The following is a 21,866-nucleotide window of genomic DNA, read 5'->3' as shown; positions in this document are numbered from 1 at the left end:
AAACGATTTCAATTCCCAAGAGACAAGAAACAAAGACGTACGTCCGTCATTTTGTTTCTTGTCTCTTGGTCTTTGATCATTCCGCGGGATTATATCCCAGGTTCGGAGCGAGCCATTTCTCCACCTCGGCGACCGGCTTGCCGGAGCGCCGGGCGTAGCTCTCGATCTGGTCCTTCGTCACCCGGTCGACGCTGAAGTAGCGGGCGTCCGGGTGGGCGAAGTACAGGCCGCTCACGCTGCTCGCCGGCCACATGGCGAGGCTTTCGGTGAGGGTCATGCCGGCGTTCTTTTCGACGTCCAACAGGGACCACAACTCCGTTTTGAGGGTGTGGTCCGGGCAGGCCGGGTAGCCGAACGCCGGGCGGATGCCGCGGTATTTTTCGCCGATCAATTCATCGCGGGAGAGTCCCTCGGCTTGGCCGAAGCCCCAGTCGTCGCGGGCCTGCTTGTGCAGGCGTTCGGCGAAGGCCTCCGCGCAGCGGTCGGCAAGGGCTTTCACCATGATCGCCCGGTAGTCGTCCCCGCCCTGCTCCAAAGCGAGGGCGTGCTCGTCGGCGCCGTGGCCGGCCGTCACGGCGAAGGCGCCCACGTAGTCCTTCACTCCGCTGCCGACCGGGGCGACGTAGTCGGCGAGGCTGCGGAAGTCCTTCTGCCCCCGGCGCTCCCACTGTTGGCGGAGCATCGGGAACCGCAGGCGTTCTTCGGTGCGCTCGTCGTCCGTATACAGCACCAGGTCGTCGCCGTCGCTGGCGGCCGGGAAGAAGCCGTACACGCCGCGGGCGCGGAGCACGTTCTCCTCCAGGAGCCGTTCCAACTCGGCTTTGCCGTCTTGGAATAGTTCGCGGGCCTGCTCGCCGACGACGTCGTCTTCCAGGATGCGCGGGTATTTGCCGTGCAGGTCCCAGGCCATAAAGAACGGGGACCAGTCAATATATTCGGCGATCTCCCGCAGCGGGTAATCGTCGAGGACCTTGAGCCCGGTGAAGGCCGGCTTGGGCACGTCGACGTTCTGCCAGTCGGTCTGGAAGCGGCGCTCGAACGCCTCGGCGTAGGGGACGAGGTTCTTTTCCTGCCGGCCGACGTACGCCTCGCGGTGCCGCTCCTGAGCCTCGGCGTTCTCCGCCTCCAACTGCTTGAGTTTCTCCGGGTCCAATAGTTTTTCGACCACCGGGACCGAGAGGCTGGCGTCGCCGACCCACACCACCGGCGCCCCCTCGTAGTGCGGGGCGATCTTCACCGCCGTGTGCCGGGGGCTGGTGGTCGCCCCGCCGATCAACAGCGGGGTTTTAAGTCCGCGCCGGGTCATCTCCCGGGCGACGCCGGTCATCTCTTCGAGCGAGGGGGTGATCAGGCCGGAGAGGCCGATAATCTGCGCCCCGCACTTTTCGGCTTCGTCGAGGATTTTATCGGCGGGCACCATCACGCCGAGGTCGACCACCTCGAAGTTATTGCACCGCAGCACGACGGCGACGATGTTCTTGCCGATGTCGTGCACGTCCCCCTTCACCGTGGCGATCAGCACGGTGCCGCGGGTGCTTTTGGCTTCTTCCAAGGACTCCACCTCGCCCCGCTCCTTGGCGAGACGGGCCATTTCCTCTTTCTCCGCCTCCATATAGGGCGTGAGGTAGGCGACGGCCCGCTTCATCACGCGGGCGCTTTTGACGACCTGCGGGAGGAACATCTTGCCGGCGCCGAAGAGTTCGCCGACGACGTTCATCCCGTCCATCAGCGGGCCCTGAATCACGTTCAGCGGGCGATCCAGCTTTTGACGGGCCTCCTCCGTGTCCTCTTCAATGAAGTCCGTGATGCCCTTCAGCAGGGCATGCTCGATCCGCTTCTCGACGGGGGCCTCCCGCCACTTCAGCTTGTCCGTGTCGTCGGCTTTGCCCTTCGCTTTGACGGTCTCGCCGAATTCGATCAGCCGGTCGGTCGCCTCCGGGTGGCGGTTGAACAGGACGTCCTCGACGAGGTCCCGCAGCTTCGGGTCGATTTCCTCGTAGACCTCCAACTGACCGGCGTTGACGATGCCCATATCGAGGCCGGCGTCGATCGCGTGGTACAGGAAGCAGGCGTTGATCGCCTCCCGCACCGGGTCGTTGCCGCGGAAGCCGAAGCTCACGTTGCTCACGCCGCCGCTCGTCTTGGCGCCGGGGCAACGCTTTTTAATCTCGCGAACGGCGTCGAAGAACTCGACCGCGTAATTCGCGTGCTCCTCCATCCCCGTGCCGACGGTGAGGATGTTGGGGTCGAAGATAATGTCCGTCGGGTCCCAGCCGGCCTTCTCGACCAGCAGTTTGTAGGCCCGCTCGCAGATCTCGACCTTGCGGTCGCACTCGGTGGCCTGGCCCTCCTCGTCGAAGGCCATCACCACCGCGGCGGCGCCGTAGCGCTTGAGCAGCGCGGCCTGCTTTAAAAACTCCTCCTCGCCGCCCTTGAGGCTGATCGAGTTGACGACCGGCTTGCCCTGCACGCACTTCAGGCCGGCTTCGAGCACCTTCCAGTCGGAGGAGTCGATCATCACCGGCACCGCGGCGACGTCCGGCTCCGCGGCGAGCAGGTTGAGGTACTTCGTCATGGCTTCCGGCCCGTCGATCAGGCCCTCGTCCATGTTGACGTCGATGATGTTCGCCCCGCCCTCGACCTGCTGCCGGGCGACGGAGACGGCTTCGTCGTAGTCGTCGTTCTTGATGAGCCGGGCGAAGCGTTTCGAGCCGGTGACGTTGGTCCGCTCGCCGACCATCTGGAAGCCGCTGTCCTCCTTGACCACGACCCGCTCCAGCCCCGCGTAGGTGCTGTAGCGTGGCAGGTCGGGGATGCGGCGGGGCTTCAGGCCCTTCGTTTTGCGGGCGATCTGCTCGATGAACTCCGGCGTGGTGCCGCAGCACCCGCCGAGGAAGTTCACCCAGCCGCTCTCAGCGAAGCTCTGAACGATGTCGCTGAACTCGCTCGCCGTGGCGTCGAAGCCGCCCATCCCGTCCGGCATGCCGGCGTTGGGATAGAGGCTGACGTGGCGGTCGGCGATCTCCGACAGCGTCTCCGCGTAGGGGCGGATCTGCTTCGGGCCCAGCGCGCAGTTCATCCCGACCGACAGGCTCGGGAAGTGCTTCACGCTGGCGTAAAAGGCTTCGAGACTCTGGGCCGTCAGCGTGCGGCCGCCCTCGAACACGGTGCCGGAGATCATCACCGGCACCTCGTCCGGGCTCATCCCGCGTTCCTCGAACACCCCGCTGATGGCGAACAGGCACGCCTTCATGTTGAGCGTGTCGAAGCTGGTCTCCGGCAGCAGTAAATCGACGCCCCCGTCCAGCAGGCCGCGGACCTGCTCGGCGTAGCTCTCGGCGACCTGATCGAACGTGAAGGCCCGGTGGCCGGGGTTCTCCGCGTCCTGGGACATGGAGAGGGTCACCTTCGTCGGGCCGATGCTGCCGGCGACGAAGCGGGGCTTGTCCGGGTTCTTCTTCGTGAACTCCTCGGCGACGCCGCGGGCCAGTTCGGCGGCGGCCTTGTTCAGTTCGTAGGTCAGTTCGGCGAGGCCGAACTCCTCCATGCTGACCGACGCCGCGTTGAAGGTGTCGGTCTCGATAATGTCGCTGCCGGCCTCCAGGTACTGGGCGTGGATGCCGCGGATCAGGTCCGGCTGGGTGAGGACGAGAACGTCGTTCGCGTTCTTCAGGTCGATCGGGTGATCTTTGAAGCGCTCGCCGCGGTAGTCCTCCTCCTTCGGCCCGGCGCCCATGATGAGCGACCCCATCGCCCCGTCGAGCAGCAGGATGCGGTCCGCGAGGTGATTGCGGAGCAGGTCGGAGCGGCGGCGTTCGGTCGGCACGGGGCGGGTTGGTCGGAAGGCGACGCGGTACGGGACGACGCCCGTCCCGGGGGACGGGTTCGGCAAGGGCGCCGGCGGGCGGCGGGAAAAGAGTGTAGGCGTTCGTCGCCCGGCGCGAACGCCCGCCCCCCGTCGGCCTGACGCACGCGCTCGCCGGCGGGCCGAAACGGAGTCGCCGGCGACGCGAAACGGGGCTTAGGGCGAAACGGGGTTCAGGCGGGAACCGGGGCGAGGTTCATGCCGTCGAGGATCTGCTCCGTCGCGGCGGCTTTGTTCAGCACGTAGAAGTGCATGCCGGGCACGCCCTCCTCCAACAGGCCGCGGCACTGGTTCACGGCCCAGTCCACGCCGACCTCGAACTGCCCCTCCTTGTCGTCCTTCACCGCTTCCAGGGCGGAGGCAAACTCCTCCGGGAAGGACGACCCGCACATCGCGGTGATCCGCTTGATGCGGGCGAAGTCCGTGACGGGCATCACCCCGGGGACGATCGGCACGTCGATCCCGAGGTCCTCGCAGGCGTCGCGGAACCGCAGGAAGTGGTCGTTGTCGAAGAACAGCTGGGTGAAGACGGCGTGGGCCCCGGCGTCGACCTTGCGCTTCAGGTTGGCGAGGTCGGTCTGCGGGTCGACGCACTCCGGGTGCTTCTCCGGATAGCCGGCGACGCCGACGCCGAACTCCGGGAACCGCTCCCGCACGAAGGCGACCAGTTCGTTGGCGTAGCGGAACCCGCCGGGGGGCGGCTCCCAGGGGGCGCCGTCCGGGCCGCCGGCGTTCTCGTCCTGGGGCAGGTCGCCGCGGAGGGCCATGATGTTGGAGACGCCGGACCGCTTGGCGGCGTCGAGCCACTCGGCCATGTCGCCCTGGGCGCTGCCCACGCAGGTGAAGTGGGCGGTAACGTTCTGGTCGAAGTCCGTCTTCAGTTCGCGGCACCAGTCGAGGGTGCGGTCGCGGGTGCTGCCGCCGGCGCCGTACGTGCAACTGACGAACGCCGGGTCGTACTCCGCCAGCCGGGCCAGTTCGCCGCGGAGGGCCTCGTCGCCGGCCGGCGTCTTCGGGGGAAACATTTCGAACGACAGGCCGAAACGGTCGGCGTAGACGTCGGACAGGTGCATGCGCGGCGGACGACCGGGGGACGGCGGGAGGGAGCGGGGGCGGAACCCCGGGGCAGGACCTCGGGAACCGCGGCGGGGCGGGTCCGGTTCACGGAGCGCCCGTCGCGGGCCGTGGCGGGCCCGGGAGCGTCCGGCAGGGTCGGCGACGGAGGCCGTGACCGACGACCGCGCAAAACAGGTTTGCCCCGACCGTCGGCACATTTTACGCTCTTTCCGTGAATGCCGGAACCGGACCGGTGAAGTTCTGCACTCGCGTCCGGTCTTCGCCGGACGCCGTCGCGCCGATCGGCCGACTCCCCTCCCCCTCGTTTTCGCTGCCTGTTTCGCCCATGACCGCCGCTGCCGCTGAAGTTCTGCCCTATAAGGTGGCGAACGTGTCCGAGGAGCAGTTCGAACATCTCGCCGCCCTGGGGCGCCGCGAGATCGAACTGGCCGAGGTGGAGATGCCCGGCCTGATGGCCCTGCGGGAGAAGTACGCCGGCCAGAAACCGCTGGCGGGCGCCCGCATCGCCGGTTGTCTGCACATGACGATCCAGACGGCCGTTCTGATCGAGACCCTCATCGAACTGGGGGCCGAGATCCGCTGGAGCTCCTGCAACATCTTCTCCACCCAGAACCACGCGGCGATCGCGCTGGCGAAGGAAGGGATTCCGATCTTCGCCTGGAAGGGCGAGACGGAGGAAGAGTTCAACTGGTGCATCGAGCAGACGATCTTCTTCCCGTCCAAGGACGGCGGCGAACCGCAGCCGCTGAACATGATCCTCGACGACGGCGGGGACCTCACCAAGATGGTCCACGACGACTACCCGGAACTGCTGAAAGGCATCCGCGGCCTGACCGAGGAGACCACTACCGGCGTCCACCGCCTCCATCAGATGCACCGGGCCGGCAAGCTCGGCTGCCCGGCGATCAACGTCAACGACTCGGTCACCAAGAGTAAGTTCGACAACCTCTACGGCTGCCGCGAGAGCCTCGCCGACGGCATCAAGCGGGCCACCGACGTGATGGTCGCCGGCAAGATCTGCGTGGTCTGCGGCTACGGCGACGTCGGCAAGGGCTCCGCCGACGCCCTCCGCGGCCTCGGCGCCCGGGTCATCGTCACCGAGATCGACCCCATCTGCGCCCTGCAGGCCGCCATGGAGGGCTACGAGGTCACCACCCTCGAGGAATGCTGCGCCGAAGCCGACATCTTCGTCACCGCCACCGGCTGCGACGACGTGATCTGCGGCGAACACATGGACCGGATGAAGCACAACGCGATCATCTGCAACATCGGGCACTTCGACAGCGAGATTCAGGTCGCCTACCTGAACAACCACCCGGACGTCAAAAAGGAGCGGCTCAAGACCGACCGCGACGAGGGCGGCCCGGTCGACCGCTACACCTACCCGGACGGCACCTGCCGCATCGTGCTGGCCGAGGGCCGCCTGGTGAACCTCGGTTGCGCCACCGGCCACCCGAGCTTCGTGATGAGCAACAGCTTCACGAACCAAGTCGTCGCCCAGCTCGCCCTGTGGCAGAACCCGGACGAGTGGGGCATCGACGTGCACGTCCTGCCCAAGGAGCTGGACGAGGAGGTCGCCCGCCTGCACCTGGACAAGATCGGCGTGAAGCTGACCAAGCTCACCCCGGAGCAGGCCGAGAATCTCGGCATCCCGCAGCACGGCCCGTTCAAGCCGGACTACTACCGGTATTGAGTCGTTCCCCGGCCGTCGGTCGGCCGGGCGAACACGTTATCAACGCCCCGGACGCCCCCGCGTCCGGGGCGTTTTCGTTACGCCCCGCGAGTTTTCAGCAGGTCCGCCGCCCAGGCAGCGTCCTCCGCCGACAGCGGCGGCGTCACGTGACCGAGGTCGCCGTAGGGGTTCCGCCGCGCGAACGGTCCGTCGTCGTAGGCCCGATCGAACGCGGCCTGCAGATCCAACGCAATCGGGGGAGTGTCCCGCTCCAGCGGGATCGAAATGCGCGGCAGCGGTTCCCGCAGCGGGATCGGGTAGAGCTCGTACCGGTTCGGGATGTCCCCCCGGGCGACGCAGGCGTGATAGGGCACGTCCCGGAGGACGCGGGCGCGGTCGTCGTCCGGCAACGCCGTCGTCGGCTGCCCGGCCCGCAGCAGATCGAGTTCGATGAGGTGCTGCCGCGTCCCCAGCACGTCGTGCTGCTTGGCGAGGTAGCTGTCCCGCCCGGGACCGCGGGCTTTGTTGCTGGGACTGAGAACCTCCAGCACGGCCACGACCCGCTCCTCGCCGTCAGCCCGCGCCCGGATCTCCACGAACTTTTCCCGGTGGGGATCGTCCGTCGTCGTGAGGATCAACGGCGCCGTACCGGGAGCCAACAGCGTGGCCGTCCCCCCGCCGCCCGCTCCGTTCTCAGCGAAGGACGCCGGTCCCGCCGGCTCCCGCCGCAGCACGTTCGTATCCGGCTCGACGTTTCGGCCGCCAGGGCCAATCCAGACGCGTTCGTCCAAGCTGGCGAGATACTCAGGCGGCAACGATCGCTGCAATTGGCTGACGATGGACGCGATGAGCAGTCCGTGCAGCGCCGGAAACTGGCCGGGATCTTCCAGGAACGGGTCCATCCCGGGGAACGGCGAGGGCATCGGCGGAAGCTCCTGACGGCGGACGTGCGAGGGGGGCGCCGGGGCATTCTACTCGCGTCCGCCCTCGGTCGCCGGGGGCGGACGCGGCCGGTAAACTCCGCCCGTTCGCCCCGTTCCGCACTTTGTCGCGCGCCGATGTCCGCTCCCAACCGCCGCACCCTGCTCAAATCCGCCCTCGGCGCCGCCGCGGCGACCGCCGGCGTCGCGGCGTTCGCCCCCCGCTCCGCCCGGGCCGATCACCACGGCGACAACAAGAGCGGCCAGCCGTTCGAGATCTCCCTCGCCCAGTGGTCCTTCCACAAGGCCCTCGGCGCCGGCGAATTCTCCAACCTGGAGTTCCCCGCGAAGACGAAGGAAGTCGGCATCTCCGCGGTCGAGTACGTCAACCGGTTCTTCAAGAACACCTCCGACGAGTACCTGAAGGAACTGAAGGGCCGCTGCGAGGACGAGGGCGTCACCAGCGTGCTGATCATGGTCGACGGCGAGGGCCAGCTCGGCGCCGCGGACGACGCCGCCCGCAAGAAGGCCGTCCAGAACCACGAGAAGTGGCTGAAAAGCGCCCAGGCGCTGGGCTGCCACGCGATCCGCGTGAACGCCGGCAGCAGCGGGTCCTTCACGGAGCAGATGGAACGGGCCGCCGACGGTCTGCGGCAGCTCTGCGAGCTGGCCGAAGGTTATGACCAGAGCGTGATCGTTGAGAACCACGGCGGCCTCAGCTCCAACGCCGGCTGGCTCGCCGGGGTGATGGAGCTGTGCGACCACCCCCGCGTCGGCACCCTGCCGGACTTCGGCAACTTCCGCATCAGCGGCGACAAGACGTTCGACCCCTACAAGGGCGTCCGCATTCTCACGCCCTACGCCAAGGGCATGTCCGCCAAGAGCTACGACTTCCCCGAACCGGCCCCCTCCTCCGTCACTGAGGGCCGCGGGCTGAAGTTCGATCTGGTCACGATGTGCAAGATCGTCACCGACGCCGGCTACCACGGCTACATCGGCGTGGAGTACGAGGGCGGCAAGCTGAGCGAGCGGGACGGCATCGTCCGGACCCGCGAAATTCTCGAAGCCGCCCGCGAGCAGCTTTCCGCGTGAGCGTCGCCGCGAGCGCCACGGTTCCCCCGCCCGCCCCGACCGCTTCGCCCGACGCCCCGCCCGGTTCGGCGCCGCCCGGCCCCGCACCGCCGTCCCCGGATCGACCGGGCGCCGCGGCGGCGGATCCGTCGGCGGTGCACGCGGCGGAGAAGGCGGCGCGGCAGGCCGCCGTCGATCGCTGGCGCCGGTGGGACGACCGCCTCGCCGCCGGCCGCGGCCTGATCTTTCTCCTCGGCGTCGCCGTGGCGATCGGTTGGGCGGCGGGCGCGTGGACCGGTTGGTGGCTGCTGATCCCCATGGTCGGCTTCGCCGCCCTCTGCCTGATTCATGAGGGAATCGCCTCGAATCAGGCCGCGGCCGGCCGGGCCGTTACCCATCACGATCACGCCCGGCTGCGGATCGGCGGGGGGCTGGTGCCGGATGCGGACGTCGGCGCCGACCTGCTCCCGCCGGACCGGCCGCACGCGGCGGACCTTGATCTGTTCGGCGAGGCCGGGCTGTTCCGCCGGCTCTCCTGCGCCCGCACCGCTGGCGGCCGGGCGACGCTGGCCGCCTGGCTGCTCGCCCCGGCCGATCCGGAGGAGGTGCGTTCCCGCCAGCAGGCCGCGGACGAACTGGCCGGCGAAGTGCGGCTGCGCGAACGCCTCGCCCTGCTGCCCGGCGACCCGCCGGCGACGCCGGGCGAGTCGGCCGCGGTCGTCCCGCCGCGGCCGCTGCCGGTCGGGGCCCGGTTCGCCGCTCTCGCCTTCGGGGCGGCGGCGGTGATCGGGCTGGGTTGGTGGCTGCTCGCCGCCGGCTCCGTCGGCCTGCTGTTGGCGGCGGCGGGCGGCCAGGGGGCGTTGCAGTACGTGTTCCGCGACCGCGTCTCCGCGGCCGCCGCCTACTCCGAGCGCACCGGGGGCGGGTTGACGCTGCTCTCCGGCGTGCTCGGCCTGTTGGAACGCTGCGAGTCCCCCGCCCCGGCCGTGCGGGCGCTGCGGGACGCGCTGACCGACCGCGAAACCGGGGAGACGCCCTCCGCGGCGGTCGCCCGGCTGGCGGCGGTCGCCCGGCGGCTGGAGACGAGCCGGAACAACCAGTTCGTCGCCCTGGCCTCCGCGGTGTTCGCCCTGCCGCTGTTCCACGCCCACGCAATCGCCCGCTGGGCTGAGACGCACGGCAGCCGGTTGTCCGAATGGGCCGCCGCCGCCGGCCGGTTCGAGGCGCTGCTGTCGCTGGCCCGCTGGCGGTTTGAACACCCGGCCTTCGTCGTCCCGCGGTACGAGGCCGGCCCCGCCCGGTTCGCCGCCGCAGCGATCGGGCACCCCCTGCTCCCGCAAACGGAGTGCGTGCGGAACGACGTGGCCCTCGCCGTTGCTCCCTCGGCGGACGGTCCGGCCGATGACGCCGACGCCCCCGCCCTGCTGCTGGTCAGCGGGTCGAACATGTCCGGCAAAAGCACGTTGCTGCGGGCGGTGGGCGTGAACGCGACGCTGGCCGGCGCCGGGGCGGCGGTCTGCGCAGACTCGCTGTCGCTGGCCCCCTGCCGGGTGCGGAGCGTGATGCGGGTCACGGACAGCCTCGCCGACGGCAAGAGCCTGTTCTTCGAGAGCGTCCGCCGCCTCGCCGGCGTGCTGGACGACGCCCGGTCCGGTTCCCCGGTCGAGGAGCCGCCGGTCCTGTTTCTGTTGGACGAAATCCTGCAGGGTACGAACTCCGCCGACCGCCGCACCGGCGCCGAGGCGGTCGTCCGCACGCTGCTGGACCGCGGGGCCTTCGGCCTGGTGACGACGCACGACCTGGCCCTGACGGAGTTGGTCGACGACCTCGGCGACCGGGCCGCGAACGTGCACTTCCGCGACCACCTCGCCGACGGCCGGATGACCTTCGACCACCGCCTGCGGCCCGGCGTCGTCCCGCGGAGCAACGCCTTGGAACTGATGCGTCTGGTCGGGATCGTGCCCCGGGAGGGGCGGCCCGCCTGAAGCGCCCGAAACCGCCGCGGCGCCAGACGGCGGTCCGTTCGACGGCCGGCTCGCCGCACGATCGCGGTCGAACTCCGGGTCGGAGGCGGACAGTCTCGTCAGGACGGCCCCGTCAGTGGGCGCCGACGCCGGCGGCCCGGACCATGCCGAGGACGCCCACGCCGATCCAGAACACGTTCAGCAGCGTGTAGGCCCAGTCCTTCTTCAGGATCGCGCACCAGGAGAGCAGGATCGCGTCGACCGTGTTGAACGCCCAGACGAACAGGAACGGGCTCTCCGGGCCGAGCCAGCTCACCAAGGAGAAACTGAAGATTCGCATCAGGACGCCCGCCATTTCGACGGCGCGGATGTGGCGTTCCACCAACGAATTCAGACGGCGGAGGGGATTCATGCCGGGGAGGCGCCGGGGGACCGGGTCGGGGCGGAGACGAAGGGACAGCGTAATAGATGTAGCCGCGTCCCGGGTCCCGTCACCTCTCCGGCCGCGTCAGCCGTCCGATTCGTCCGCCGCGACCGGCTTGCGGAGCATCACGACGTCGAACTCCACCAGCAGCAACGAATCGGACTGGCGGGAGATCGGGAAGAAGCCGCTCACCTCGTACCCGGCCGCGCGGATCGTGGACAGGCTTTCGACGTAGTCCGGCATACCTTCGTAGATCGGCAGCGCCGAGAGTTCGGACTGCACCCCGACGACGCGATCCAGGCAGCCCTCGGCCCCCGCAAACACGTCCAGGTCGAAGCCCTGTGTGTCCATCTTCAGGAACGCCGTGGGCCGTTCGACGTCGCGGACGGCGTCGTCGAACAGGGCGTCCAGCCGCTTCACCGGCACCGTCTCCGTGCGGCCGGCCTCGATGCGGTCGGGGAACTTGTCGCGGCCGAACTCGCTGGGCGTGCGGAAGGAGGAGAGGGTGTCGTTCTCGGCGACGTTGATGCTCAGCTCAGCCTCCTCCCGGCCGAGCGCGCAATTGAACGTCCGCCACAGGTCGTCCCCCTCCGCCGCCGCCTGAAGCGCCCGATAGCACTCCGCGACGGGTTCGAAGGAGAGAATCAGGCCTGTATAGCCCCCGGACCGCAGCAGGCTGCCGAACTGTCCCTTGTTGGCGCCGACGTCCACGACGACGTTCACCCCGTAGCTCGTCATCACTTTGGCGAGGTGATGGTCGAGGATTGAGTGATCCTTGCGGATGCGGACCAGACTGTAGCCGAGGGACCGGGCGACGCGGCGGTGCAGCTTCATGGGGGCGCCTTCCATTCGTTCCGTGACTGGTCCGCGGGGCGACTGTCGCAGAATCCTTCCGCCCGACCAAGACGGGGCCGCCGTCGGCGGAGGCGTTGGCGGGGCCCGCGGCGCCAGATCAGGGGCGTGCAGCCGTTTCCTCGTTCCGGTCCCCGACGACCGCGGCGTCCTCGACGGCGCCGGGCGGGGCGGGAGCGATCGCCCCATTCCGTCGTTCCGCCCAGGCCAACAACGCGTCGAGCGCGGGACAGAGCGACTGCCCCCACTCGGTCAGCCGGTACTCCACCTTCGGCGGGACTTGCGGGTAGATCGTCCGCGACACGAGGCCGTCCGCTTCCAGCCCGCGCAATTGCTGGGCCAGCATCTTCTGCGAGATCCCCGGGATAAGCCGCTCGAGGTCCGAGTACCGTCGCACGTTCCCCCCGAACAGGTGGAACAGAATGATTAATTTCCAACGCCCCCCGATCAGTTGGAAGGCCTCTTCCACCCCGGCCGCGGCCGTTTCAGGCGTATAGACCTTACGCATTTGTCCGTCACTTACTTTGAAGTGCGTTCTTGAGGGCCGGCCAGCCTAAGCGACGATCTCCGCATCGCCAACTTCGGCCCCCTCCCTCAGGAACGCGACGCAATGAACGCCCCCCTGCCCGATCCGATCGCCGCCTTTTTTGAGGCGAGCAACGGCGCCGTCCCCTTCGACCCCGACCGCTGCTTCGCCGTGGACGCCGTCGTCCAAGATGAGAACCGCACGCACCGCGGCCATGCGGCCATCGCCGCCTGGCTGCGGGAGGCGCAGCGGACCACCGCCTTCACCGCGGAACCGCTGGAGGTCGTCCCCCGGGACGCCGGCATGACCATCCGGGCGCGGGTCGCCGGCAATTTCCCCGGGAGCCCGGTCGAACTCGACCACGTCTTCCGGCTGGCCGACGACCGAATCACGAACCTGGAGATTGGGTGATGTCCTTCGATCTGGAACTCGCGGGTCGGCGGGCACTGATCACCGCCGGGACCAAGGGCGTCGGCGCCGCCACGGTCGCCCTGTTCCGCCAGCTCGGCGCCCGCACGCTGACGACGGCGCGGTCGCGGCCGGAGGACGTCCCGGCGGAACAGTTCGTCGCCGCGGACCTCACCACGCCAGAGGGCTGCGACGCGGTGGCCCGGGCAGCGGAGGAGCGGCTCGGCGGGGTCGATGTGCTCGTGCACGTCCTCGGCGGCTCCTCGGCGCCGGCGGGCGGCTTCGCGGCGCTCGACGACGACGCCTGGCAGGACGAGTTTCGCCTCAACCTGTTCCCCGCCGTCCGGCTGGACCGGGCGCTGCTGCCCGGGATGCTGGCGCGGGGATCGGGCGTGGTGATTCACGTGACCTCGATCCAGAATCGGCTGCCCCTGCCGGAGTCCACGACGGCCTACGCCGCCGCGAAGGCGGCCCTGTCGACCTACAGCAAAGCCCTGTCGAAGGAGGTCGCCCCGCGGGGCGTGCGGGTCGTCCGCGTCTCGCCCGGTTGGGTCGAGACGGAGGCCGCCGTCGCGCTGGTCCGCCGCGTCGCGGAACAGGCCGGCACCGACGAGGACGGCGGCAAACGACTCATCATGGACTCCCTCGGCGGCATCCCGCTCGGCCGTCCGGCCCGGCCGGAGGAGGTGGCGAACCTGATCGCCTTCCTGGCCTCCCCCCGGGCGGCCTCCATAACAGGGACGGAATACGTGATCGACGGCGGCACGATCCCCGTCGCCTGAGCCTCAGCGGGTCGCCGTGCCGGCAAGCGTCGTCAGCAGCCAAATGCCCACGCCGTAATAGAGGACGACACCGGTGACGTCCATGACCGCGGTAATCAGCGGGGTGCTCATCAGGGCCGGGTCGGCGCCGAGCTTTTTGCTCGCCAACGGCAACAACGAGCCGCAGACCGTGCCGATGACGACCACCACGAACACCGTGCCCGCGACCATCAGGCTCTCGTTGGAGCCCAGACTGAACCACAGATAGCCGCTGAGGTAGCCGATCAACGCCAGCAGGGTGCCCAGCGTGCTGCCGACCAGCAGTTCGCGGGCGGCCAGCCGCCACGGGCCGGCGCCCTGCTCGTTCAGGGCGATCGCCCGGATGATCAAGGCCGCCGACTGGCTGCCGGCGTTGCCGCCGGCGGCCAGCACCAGCGGGAGGAACAGCACCAGCCAGACGTGCGTCTCGCTGACCTCCTCGAACCGCTGCAACACCTGGGCGGTCGCCAGGGCGACGAGGCTGAGGAACATCAGCCACTTACCCCGCTTCCAGGCCAGCTCCAGCACGCCGGTTTCGGAGTAGCTGTCCTCCAGCGGCTCGACGCCGCCCATCATCAGGACGTCCTCTTCCGCCTCCTGCCGGACGACGTCCATCGCGTCGTCGTGGGTGACGATGCCGACCAGGCGGTTCGCCTCGTCGACCACCGGCAGGGCGAGAAAGTCGTACCGCATCACCTGGGCGGCGACCTCCTCCTGGTCGTCGTCCACCCGGGCGCTGACCACGTCCCGCCGCATCAATTCGCCGACGGTCCGGTCCGGCCGGGCCAGCACGAGGTCCCGCAGGGAGACGAACCCGTCCAACCGCCGGTCCGGGCCGAGGATGTAGATGTAGTACAGCGTCTCCGCGTCCGGGGCCTGCTTGCGAAGGGCGGTGAGGGCCTCGGCGACGGTCGCGTGCTCCGGCAGGCTGGCGTACTCCGTGGTCATAATCGACCCGGCGGACTCCTCCGGGTAGGCCAGCAGCCGGCGGACGTCGGCCCGGTCGGCCTGGGCCATCAGCGGGAGCAGCGCCTCCACGCGGGCCGGGTCAAGCCGGGAGAGCAGGTCCGCCCGGTCGTCGGAGCTCATCTCCCCGACGAGCCGGCTGAGCCGTTCCTTGCCGATCGCCTCGACCAGCTCGACCTGCCGGTGGAGGCTGAGGAACTCGAAAATCTCCACCTGCCGGGGCAACGGGCAGTGGGAGAGCACCCGCCAGACCGTTTCGTCTTCCAGGTCGGCCAGCACCTCGGCCAGGGCGGCGGGGTGCAGTTCCTCACAAAATGCCTTGAGCCCCTCGGTGTCGCCCTCCTCCAACATCAGGCGCAGGTCCGGCCCGAGCAGATAGTTGATGACGGCGGCGGGCATGGGCGGATCGTAAAAAGAAAGCCGGAGCCCCGCGGGGGCCCCGGCGTCACCATGTGAGAAGAAGCCTCTCGCGGATCACCGCTTGGAGAACTGGAAGCTCCGGCGGGCCTTGCGGCGGCCGTACTTCTTCCGTTCGACGGCCCGCTCGTCGCGGGTGAGGAAGCCGCCGTGGTGCAGCGTGCCGTGCAGGTTCGGGTCCTTGGCCTGCAGGGCCCGGGCGATGCCGAGCACGATGGCGCCGGCCTGACCGGTGGTGCCGCCGCCCTCGACGCGCACCCAAACGTCCACGTTGTCGGACATCTCGGTCCGCTCGAGCGGGGCGCGGACCGCCTCCACGTCGCGGACGAAGCTGAAGTAATCCTCCAGGTCGCGGCCGTTCACGCTGAACTGGCCGGTGCCGTCGGAGATACGGACGCGGGCGACGCTCGTCTTCCGCCGGCCGGTGCCCATCGCGGTGCCGAAGCGGTCGATGGAGCCGCGGATCATGCTTTCCGGCGGCGGGGCGATGTCCTCGGGGGCGCGGCCGCCGCCGAGGGTCAGGCCCATGTCCACGGCGTAGCTTTCGCCGGTGGCGTCCGGGCCCATCTCGTCCGGGGAGGCGGCGCCGACCTCGGCGCCGGTGGTGGGCTCCTCGCCCGCCGGTTCGGCGGCCTGATCGGCGGCGGCGAGTTCGCCCTGCGGGGCGTCCACCTGAATGTCGGCGCTGCCGGCGGCGGCGTCGGAATCCACGTTGGCGGACTCGGTCAGCGGGGCGGTCTGGCCGCTCTCGGTGCCGCCGGAGTCGGACGCCGTCTTCGTTTCGTCGACCGGGTTGTTCGCGTCGGTCCCGGGCACGTCCGCGGCAGTCGTCTCGCTGCTCGGGCCCTTCGGCACGCCGTCGGTCGGCGTGGGGGACGCGCCGGGGGTCTGCGTCGGGGCGTCGGGATCGGGCGTGTCGGCGTCGTTCGGCATGAGCGAGGGTCCCGCGCGGCGGGCGAAAGTCAGCGGGGGAGGCGGGAGGAGAAGCGGGAGCGGGTCGGGCGGGGGCCGTCAGCCCCCGAGGCGAACGGCGGGCTCAGCGGGAGCGTTTGGGCAGCAGGTGGGCCGGGAACTCGCCCGGCTGCTGGGCCTGGTGGCCGTGGTCCGGCCCGACGACCAGCTTGAGCTTCTTGAGCATCTGCCGGCCCAGCTTGTTCTTGGGCAGCATCCGGCGGACGGCCTCGTGCAGGATCATCTCCGGCTTGCGGGCGTGCAGCCGCTCGGCGGACTCCACGTAGCGGCCGCCGGGATAGCCGCTGTAGCGGTCGTATTCCTTCTGGAGCCACTTCTTGGAGAAGTGCGGGATGGATTCGTGCTCCATCTTCTTCCCGCCGAAGGCGACCCGCTCCACATTGGTGACGACGACGTAGTCGCCGTTATCCACGTGCGGGGTGTAGTTCGGCTTGTGCTTGCCCATCAGCACGGTGGCGATGCCGGTCGCCAGACGCCCGACGATCTGCCCGTCGGCGTCCACGGTCACCCACTTCGGGTCCGCGGCTTCCTTGGGAAGCTGGGTGCATTTCTGGAGGATGGGCATCGACGCCGCCTGCTGAACGCGCCCCGGCGGGGGCGAGGGAAGAACGAGAAGTCGCGGGTCCGTCCCGCACGGAACGACCCGCCCCGGTTCGCCGAGGGCAGGGCGCCGCCGGCAAGAGGGTCGGGCACGATAGACGCGCGTCGCCCGCGGTTCAACGCTGGAGGCGCCGAAGAGGGGAAAGGGGTGAGGCGAAAGGCGTAAGGAGTGATTGAAGGGCGAACGTGGAAGGTCGGAGGGGAAATGGGTGGGCGAGGCGCGAGGGCGTTGGCAGCCCGGCCCCCGTCGGTCCCACCTGAAGCCTTCAACCTGACATCGCCACCCGCACTTACGCCTTACGCCTCGCCCCTTCCCCGTACTTCTACAGGAAGTTCACCAGCGACAGCTGGTTCGCCTGGGCGGTCAGGCGGAGGGTCGCCTCGTAGGCGGTTTGCAGGGCCGTGATGCGGCTGAACACCTCCGCGAGGTCCGCGTCCAGCACCATGGAAAGATCCTCGCGCAGCTGGAGCTCCTCGTCCACCAACCGGTCCGTCTGCTGGGCGATGCGTTGGTGCCGCACGCCGGCGGCGGCCCGGACGGCGGTGGCGCGGGCCTGCTCGACGTCCAGCAGGTCGCCCAGCGGGTGCAGGGCGGCGTCGTCGCCGGCCCGCAGGCCGTCCTCCAATCGCTTCAGCAGGTCCGGCAGGCCGCCGGTGCGGCGGGGGTGATCGATCGAACCGGCAATTTCGTCCCCCGGCGCCGCGGTTCCCGCCAGTCCGAGGCCGACGGACAGGTCCGACTCCGCCACCGTCAGCGGCCCGGCGACCGCGGGCAGCGTGGGAACCTGCGAATCGGACAGCGTCAGGCCGTTGCCCACGTCGCTCAGCCGAGCCTCCAGCACGCCGGGATCCACGGCGTTGATCGCGGCGAGTACGTCCTCCAACGTCTCCGCCCCGGAGAGGTCCACGCTCACGTCGGTCCCGTCGCGGCGGGTGATGACCAGCGGACCGGGGCCGTCCGGCAGCGGACCGGTCGGGATCCCTTCTCCGCCGTTCAACGCGTCCAGCCGGGTGGAGGCCGGCAGGGTCGAGACGCCGAGGTCCGTCGCCGTCGTGCCGCCGTTCTCCCCGATCGAAAAGTCCACGCCGCTGACCCGCCCGCGGATCGTCAGGCCGGCTCCGTCCTCGGTCAGGGCGGCGTACACGTGCACGCCGGCGGCCTCGGTTTGCAGCTTGATCGCGGCCAGCGCCTCGCCGACGGTCGTCGCGGCGGAGAGGTCGATCTCGGCCGTTTCGTCCCCCTGGACGATCCGCAGCCCGCCGGAGAGATCCACGCCCGCCCCGCCGTTGAGGGCCGAGAGCGGGGTGTGCTTCGTGACCCGCGGAGCCAGCCCGCCGCCCTCCAGCACGCCGGGGGTGACGGCGGCGGGGTTGGGCACCAGCCGCAGGTCCCGCCCGAAGCGACCGCCGTTGGCGTCGGCGATCGCCACCGACGCCGCCGGGGCTCCGCCGGGGACCACGGCGAATTCCAGACCGTCGCCCGCCGCCGAGACGTTCAGGCTCACCCCCGGCGGACCGGCCCCGAAGGCCGCTTCCAGTCGGGTCTTCAGGTCCCCCACCGTTTGAGCCCCGGCGAAGTCGACCCGCTGCACGGCGACGTTGCCCAGCCCGTCGTCCAGGCTCACCGTCAATTCGCCCGGCGTCACCCCCGCCCCGCCGTGCAGCGCTGACAGCGGCGTGTCGAGGGTGAGCGCCGGCGCCAGCGGACGGCTCTCGGCGGGGGTGAGGACTTGCAACGCCGCGTGCCCGTTGACGGAGGTGTCGATCGGGCTGTGATCGCTGATCAGCCCCGGCACGCCGCCGAGATCGCCGGTGTAGAGCGTCCGCCCGCCGCCGAGGTCCACGAACGGCGGCCCGTCCGGGCTGGAGCCGCCGAACAGCGCCCGGCCGCGGAAGGTGCGGTTGCCCTCGAGGATCACGCTCTGCCGCAACGCGGCGACCTCCTCCGCCAGCGCGTCCTTTTCCGCCTGCGAGGACTGCGCCCCGACGCCGGACTGCAACAGCGTACGGGCTTTCGTCGCGGCGTCGCCGAACGTGGCGAGCCCCACGTCGGTCGCGGCGAGTTGGCTGTCCGCGACGGCGAGCTGTTCCTGGAGGGCGGCGTTGCGCTCCACGCTCCGCTGCATCAACCCGGCCTTGATCGCCCCGGTCGGGTCGTCGCTGCCCACGGCGATCTTCACGCCGGTGGCGGCCATATCCTGCAAACGCATCGACTCCGCGCTGATCCGATCCAGCGAGGCGCCGAGCCGCTGAAACTGGAACGTCTCCGGCGTGCGGCCGGGAAGAACCGGACTGACGGGCATCGTTTCATCCTCCTTTCGCGTTCGTTTTTAAACCGACGACCGGACGGTGCGTTCAGAGCGAGCCGGAAGCGGGAACGAGGGTTGCGGGTCCCGCCCGCGGACGCGGACGAACGGCTCTCGCTCACGCTTCGGGTTGGCGCTGAGGCGGTTCCGTCTCGGCGTGGGTCACATGTTGATGAGGGTTTCGAGCAACGAGTCCGTCACGCTGATGACCCGGGCGCTGGCCTGATACTGCCGCTGGAGTTCCATGATGCGGACCGCCTCCTCGTCGAGGCTCACCCCGCTGAACTGCTCCCGCTGGCTGGCGAGGGAGTCCCGGTGGGCGACCGCGGCCTCGGCGAGGGCCCGCTCCGCGGCGGCCCCGCGGCTGACGGCGCCGACGATCTCCGCGAACCGCCCGTCGATCGTGCGGCCCTTCAGCTCCGGGTCGCGGGCGTTCGTCAGCGGGCTGTCGAGGGCGTTCGCCAGGGCGAGGACGTTCGAGTTGTCGGCCGGGCCCCCGCCCCGTCCGACCGCCAGCAACTGCGGGTTTTCCTTCAGCGGCGCCGCCAAGTCGATCGAGCCGGCGTCGCGGCCGTCGAAGAAGTGGTTCAGCCCCAACGCCGCCAGGGCGCCGGAGCTATCCTCGCCGAAGTGGAACTCCCGGCCGGAGTCCGCCGCCATCGTCAGCCGCCCCCGGGAGTCCAGCCCGGCGGAGACGCCGTCCACCGCGTTCAGCGAAGCGACCAGGTCGTTGAGGGAGGTATCGTTCCCGCCAAGCCCGTCGAGGTCGATCGCAATGCGGGTTTCGGCCTCGGCCCCGGTGGCCTGGTTCACGACGGTGAGGGTGAAGCCGCCGTGCGTCGGGGGGAACGGCAATCCGGCGGCGCCCACCGACTCCGCCAGCGACGCCGCCGGGTCGTCCACGGTGCGGGCGGCGGTGACGGCGGCGAACCCCTCGGCGCCCCGCCCGAGGCTGTGCACGCGGTTGACGGTCTCGATGAACCCCGCGGCGAGGCCGTCGAGGTCGTCGAGGAACCCGCCCACGATCCGGTCGACCCCCTCCAGCACCGCCCCCAATTCCCCGCCGCCCTCCAGCGTGGAGTTCGTCCGACTGGTCCGCACCCGCGGCGACGGCAACCGCAGCGGCGGGTTCTGCGGATCGATCACCGGCTCGACCAGTTCCAGGGTCTGGAGCGAATCCCCCAGCACGAGCCAATCGTCGCCGCTGCGCAGTTCGACGGAGCCGAACTTCGTCTCGCGGAACTCGACCGGGACGATCTCGGAGAGCCGCTGCATCGCCGCGTACCGCTTGTCGCGGAGCTGGGCGGCGTCGCTTTTGGAGAACCCGCCGCGCTCCAGCAGGACGATCTGCTTGTTGAGACCGTGCACGTCCTCGATCAGGCGGTTCGCCTCCCCCACCAGTTCGCCGGCCCGGGCGGCCAGGCCGTCGCCCAGGTCGACGGCCCGGGAGGAGAGGCTGCGGAAGTCCCCAGCCAACGCGGCGCCCTCGTCCAGCAACGACTGCCGCAGCGGTGCGGAATCCGGCTCCGCGATCACGGCCCCCACGGCGGCGGAGAAGTCCGACAGGGCCGTCGACAGGTCGCCGTCGGTCAGTTCGCCCAGCACCCGCTCCAGGCCGGCGAACAGTTCGGCCGTCACCCCGCTGCCCGCCGCCCCGGTGGCCGCGGCGTGTAGGCGGCTTTCCAGTTGCAGGTTGACCGACTGCCGCACCCCGGCCTGCGTCAGCCCGGACGACAGCGACAGTTCCTTCCGGGCGTACCCCGGCGTCGCGGCGTTCGCCAGGTTGTTCCCGGAGACCGCCAACCCCGTCGTATAAACGTCCAGCGCGCTTGCGCTGTTCGCCAGCACGGCAGACAGACCCATGCGATCGGCTCAGACGGGGGAAACGGCGGACGGGGACACGACAAACGAAACGAGTCGAGCGGGGGGCGTCGGCCCGCTGAACGATCTCCGGGCGGACGTCACCCCGACAGGTTCAGCAGCGCCCCGCCGCCGGCGGCCTCCGCCCCGCCGCCGGCGGCGTAGGTGACCGACCGCACCCCGCCGCGGGCGATCAGGTCCAGGGCCTCAGCGCACGCCGCGGCGGAGCGTCGCGCGGAGACCCAGCGAGGCCACAAGCGAGTCCGTGTCTCCGCCGCGGACTCCCGCAGACTCTTCACTCGGGAGACAAGGGCGGGGTGAGACGCCGCCAACGCCTCCACGGACACCGCCCCGGACTGCGTCAGGAGGGCGGTCCGCTCGGCGGCGAGCGACCGCAGAGCGGCGGTGGCGGCCTCGTATCGTTCGGCGGCGGCGGCCATCGCCGCGGCGTCCGCGGCCCGGCCGGCGTCGGACAAGGCGGTCCCGGCGGCGTCCAGCTCCCGCCGCCCGGCCTCCAGGCGGGACAGGAACGCCGACACCGCCCCCTCCCCCACCCGAGAGAGCGGGTCGGCGGGCGCGGCGGCGCCGGGTCCGGCGACGGATCCGGCGCCGGGGCGAACCGACGAATCGACGGGCGGGGCGGCGAAGGGGGCGGGCGGCGTCATCCCCCGTCGTTTCGACCGGCCCGGCCGGCGGAACCGCACGAACCGGCGACCGCCCGCACAACCGAACCAGCCGCACCCCTTCGCCAGCGAACGCCGTCCCGGCCGCTTCGTTCCCCCCCCGCCCCAAAGGAATAGCGGGAGAAGACGCTGCTACTTCAAGCCCGTCTGGTTTCCGAACGCTTCGTAGAGGTCCTGCGTGAGCGTTTTGCCGCCCGTCGCCGCCATGCGGTCGGCCAATTCGCCGTCGAGGCGGTCGCGGAAGATCTGGTTCGCCTGCCCGTTGCCGAAGTACGGCGTCTCGCCCATCGAGGTCCGCATCGACTTGAGCATCTCCCGGAACAGCGTCCCGGCGACGAACCCGTCGAAGGCCTCGCGGGTGGACAGGTCCTCCGGCGGCTTCGCCTCGGGAGGGGAAAGCGGCAAGGCGTGAGGCGTGACGGAGGCGGCGTTCATCAATCTGCGATTCCTCGGGGGGCGTGAGCCCGGAGCGCAAGCTCCGGC

18 protein-coding genes are annotated in these 21,866 nt (G+C 70.1%); 5 read left to right on the top strand and 13 right to left on the bottom strand.

Going from position 1 to position 21,866, the window contains the following annotated elements:
* Positions 1–76: 76 nt before the first annotated feature.
* Positions 77–3,826, bottom strand: coding sequence for a methionine synthase (metH, locus tag ACG2DA_RS09600; protein ID WP_395255370.1), 3,750 nt, complete (start codon positions 3,824–3,826; stop codon positions 77–79).
* Positions 3,827–4,038: 212 nt separating this feature from the next.
* On the bottom strand, positions 4,039–4,938 hold the full coding sequence (gene metF / locus ACG2DA_RS09595) for a methylenetetrahydrofolate reductase [NAD(P)H] (protein ID WP_395255369.1): 900 nt from the start codon (positions 4,936–4,938) through the stop codon (positions 4,039–4,041).
* Between the two features lie 329 nt (positions 4,939–5,267).
* On the opposite strand from metF, the gene ahcY reads away from it, so the two are divergent.
* On the top strand, positions 5,268–6,635 hold the full coding sequence (gene ahcY, locus ACG2DA_RS09590) for an adenosylhomocysteinase (protein ID WP_395255368.1): 1,368 nt from the start codon (positions 5,268–5,270) through the stop codon (positions 6,633–6,635).
* A 77-nt stretch (positions 6,636–6,712) separates the two neighbouring features.
* Here the strand turns inward: ahcY and ACG2DA_RS09585 are convergent, their stop codons facing one another.
* Positions 6,713–7,537, bottom strand: coding sequence for a DUF4058 family protein (locus tag ACG2DA_RS09585; protein WP_395255367.1), 825 nt, complete (start codon positions 7,535–7,537; stop codon positions 6,713–6,715).
* Positions 7,538–7,672: 135 nt separating this feature from the next.
* Here ACG2DA_RS09585 and ACG2DA_RS09580 point away from each other — a divergent pair, with 135 nt between their 5' ends.
* On the top strand, positions 7,673–8,626 hold the full coding sequence (locus ACG2DA_RS09580; protein ID WP_395255366.1) for a sugar phosphate isomerase/epimerase family protein: 954 nt from the start codon (positions 7,673–7,675) through the stop codon (positions 8,624–8,626).
* Positions 8,623–10,590 (top strand): DNA mismatch repair protein MutS, encoded by a 1,968-nt coding sequence (locus ACG2DA_RS09575; protein ID WP_395255365.1) that lies wholly within the window; start codon positions 8,623–8,625, stop codon positions 10,588–10,590. Before ACG2DA_RS09580 ends, ACG2DA_RS09575 begins: the two co-directional genes overlap by 4 nt.
* 112 nt (positions 10,591–10,702) lie before the next feature.
* Here ACG2DA_RS09575 and ACG2DA_RS09570 read toward each other — a convergent pair whose 3' ends face one another.
* The 3 genes from ACG2DA_RS09570 to ACG2DA_RS09560 form a co-directional block, all read right to left on the bottom strand.
* On the bottom strand, positions 10,703–10,951 hold the full coding sequence (locus ACG2DA_RS09570; RefSeq protein WP_395255364.1) for a hypothetical protein: 249 nt from the start codon (positions 10,949–10,951) through the stop codon (positions 10,703–10,705).
* A gap of 126 nt (positions 10,952–11,077) precedes the next feature.
* The gene (locus ACG2DA_RS09565) at positions 11,078–11,842 is read right to left on the bottom strand and encodes an FkbM family methyltransferase (RefSeq protein WP_395255363.1); all 765 of its coding nucleotides are present in this window, start codon (positions 11,840–11,842) and stop codon (positions 11,078–11,080) included.
* A gap of 103 nt (positions 11,843–11,945) precedes the next feature.
* Positions 11,946–12,353: a winged helix-turn-helix transcriptional regulator gene (locus tag ACG2DA_RS09560; RefSeq protein ID WP_395255362.1), complete on the bottom strand. Its 408-nt coding sequence runs from the start codon at positions 12,351–12,353 to the stop codon at positions 11,946–11,948.
* Between the two features lie 102 nt (positions 12,354–12,455).
* Between ACG2DA_RS09560 and ACG2DA_RS09555 the strand changes: the two genes are divergently transcribed.
* Positions 12,456–12,782 carry a nuclear transport factor 2 family protein gene (locus tag ACG2DA_RS09555; RefSeq protein ID WP_395255361.1) on the top strand — a complete coding sequence of 109 codons (327 nt, stop codon included), beginning with the start codon at positions 12,456–12,458 and terminating at the stop codon, positions 12,780–12,782.
* Positions 12,782–13,561 carry an SDR family oxidoreductase gene (locus ACG2DA_RS09550; protein ID WP_395255360.1) on the top strand — a complete coding sequence of 260 codons (780 nt, stop codon included), beginning with the start codon at positions 12,782–12,784 and terminating at the stop codon, positions 13,559–13,561. Before ACG2DA_RS09555 ends, ACG2DA_RS09550 begins: the two co-directional genes overlap by 1 nt.
* A 3-nt stretch (positions 13,562–13,564) precedes the next feature.
* On the opposite strand, the gene mgtE is transcribed toward ACG2DA_RS09550, so the two are convergent.
* From mgtE to ACG2DA_RS09515, 7 genes are all read right to left on the bottom strand, one after another.
* Positions 13,565–14,944 (bottom strand): magnesium transporter, encoded by a 1,380-nt coding sequence (gene mgtE / locus ACG2DA_RS09545; RefSeq protein WP_395255359.1) that lies wholly within the window; start codon positions 14,942–14,944, stop codon positions 13,565–13,567.
* A gap of 75 nt (positions 14,945–15,019) precedes the next feature.
* On the bottom strand, positions 15,020–15,895 hold the full coding sequence (gene rpsI, locus ACG2DA_RS09540; RefSeq protein ID WP_395255357.1) for a 30S ribosomal protein S9: 876 nt from the start codon (positions 15,893–15,895) through the stop codon (positions 15,020–15,022).
* Between the two features lie 103 nt (positions 15,896–15,998).
* Positions 15,999–16,499 (bottom strand): 50S ribosomal protein L13, encoded by a 501-nt coding sequence (gene rplM / locus ACG2DA_RS09535; protein WP_395255356.1) that lies wholly within the window; start codon positions 16,497–16,499, stop codon positions 15,999–16,001.
* Positions 16,500–16,857: 358 nt separating this feature from the next.
* The gene (locus tag ACG2DA_RS09530; protein WP_395255355.1) at positions 16,858–18,837 is read right to left on the bottom strand and encodes a flagellin; all 1,980 of its coding nucleotides are present in this window, start codon (positions 18,835–18,837) and stop codon (positions 16,858–16,860) included.
* A 165-nt stretch (positions 18,838–19,002) separates the two neighbouring features.
* The gene (locus ACG2DA_RS09525; RefSeq protein WP_395255354.1) at positions 19,003–20,703 is read right to left on the bottom strand and encodes a flagellar hook-associated protein FlgK; all 1,701 of its coding nucleotides are present in this window, start codon (positions 20,701–20,703) and stop codon (positions 19,003–19,005) included.
* Between the two features lie 98 nt (positions 20,704–20,801).
* Positions 20,802–21,365 carry a hypothetical protein gene (locus ACG2DA_RS09520; RefSeq protein WP_395255353.1) on the bottom strand — a complete coding sequence of 188 codons (564 nt, stop codon included), beginning with the start codon at positions 21,363–21,365 and terminating at the stop codon, positions 20,802–20,804.
* A gap of 150 nt (positions 21,366–21,515) precedes the next feature.
* Positions 21,516–21,818 carry a rod-binding protein gene (locus tag ACG2DA_RS09515; protein ID WP_395255352.1) on the bottom strand — a complete coding sequence of 101 codons (303 nt, stop codon included), beginning with the start codon at positions 21,816–21,818 and terminating at the stop codon, positions 21,516–21,518.
* Positions 21,819–21,866 lie beyond the last annotated feature (48 nt).

Origin of the sequence: Alienimonas sp. DA493 (assembly GCF_043951915.1) — a bacterium.
GTDB lineage: Bacteria > Planctomycetota > Planctomycetia > Planctomycetales > Planctomycetaceae > Alienimonas.
Note: the sequence above shows the minus strand (reverse complement) of the source record. Positions and strands in the feature narration are given on the sequence as shown.

Bases quoted from the DNA above. Each gene is read 5' to 3' on its own strand.
- ACG2DA_RS09555 (WP_395255361.1), top strand. From the start codon at position 12,456: ATGAACGCCCCCCTGCCCGATCCGATCGCCGCCTTTTTTGAGGCGAGC.
- ACG2DA_RS09550 (WP_395255360.1), top strand. From the start codon at position 12,782: ATGTCCTTCGATCTGGAACTCGCGGGTCGGCGGGCACTGATCACCGCC.
- rpsI (WP_395255357.1), bottom strand. From the start codon at position 15,895: ATGCCGAACGACGCCGACACGCCCGATCCCGACGCCCCGACGCAGACC.
- ACG2DA_RS09530 (WP_395255355.1), bottom strand. From the start codon at position 18,837: ATGCCCGTCAGTCCGGTTCTTCCCGGCCGCACGCCGGAGACGTTCCAG.
- ACG2DA_RS09525 (WP_395255354.1), bottom strand. From the start codon at position 20,703: ATGGGTCTGTCTGCCGTGCTGGCGAACAGCGCAAGCGCGCTGGACGTT.
- ACG2DA_RS09580 (WP_395255366.1), top strand. From the start codon at position 7,673: ATGTCCGCTCCCAACCGCCGCACCCTGCTCAAATCCGCCCTCGGCGCC.
- ahcY (WP_395255368.1), top strand. From the start codon at position 5,268: ATGACCGCCGCTGCCGCTGAAGTTCTGCCCTATAAGGTGGCGAACGTG.
- rplM (WP_395255356.1), bottom strand. From the start codon at position 16,499: ATGCCCATCCTCCAGAAATGCACCCAGCTTCCCAAGGAAGCCGCGGAC.
- ACG2DA_RS09565 (WP_395255363.1), bottom strand. From the start codon at position 11,842: ATGGAAGGCGCCCCCATGAAGCTGCACCGCCGCGTCGCCCGGTCCCTC.
- ACG2DA_RS09520 (WP_395255353.1), bottom strand. From the start codon at position 21,365: ATGACGCCGCCCGCCCCCTTCGCCGCCCCGCCCGTCGATTCGTCGGTT.
- ACG2DA_RS09560 (WP_395255362.1), bottom strand. From the start codon at position 12,353: ATGCGTAAGGTCTATACGCCTGAAACGGCCGCGGCCGGGGTGGAAGAG.
- ACG2DA_RS09585 (WP_395255367.1), bottom strand. From the start codon at position 7,537: ATGCCCTCGCCGTTCCCCGGGATGGACCCGTTCCTGGAAGATCCCGGC.
- mgtE (WP_395255359.1), bottom strand. From the start codon at position 14,944: ATGCCCGCCGCCGTCATCAACTATCTGCTCGGGCCGGACCTGCGCCTG.
- ACG2DA_RS09515 (WP_395255352.1), bottom strand. From the start codon at position 21,818: ATGAACGCCGCCTCCGTCACGCCTCACGCCTTGCCGCTTTCCCCTCCC.
- metF (WP_395255369.1), bottom strand. From the start codon at position 4,938: ATGCACCTGTCCGACGTCTACGCCGACCGTTTCGGCCTGTCGTTCGAA.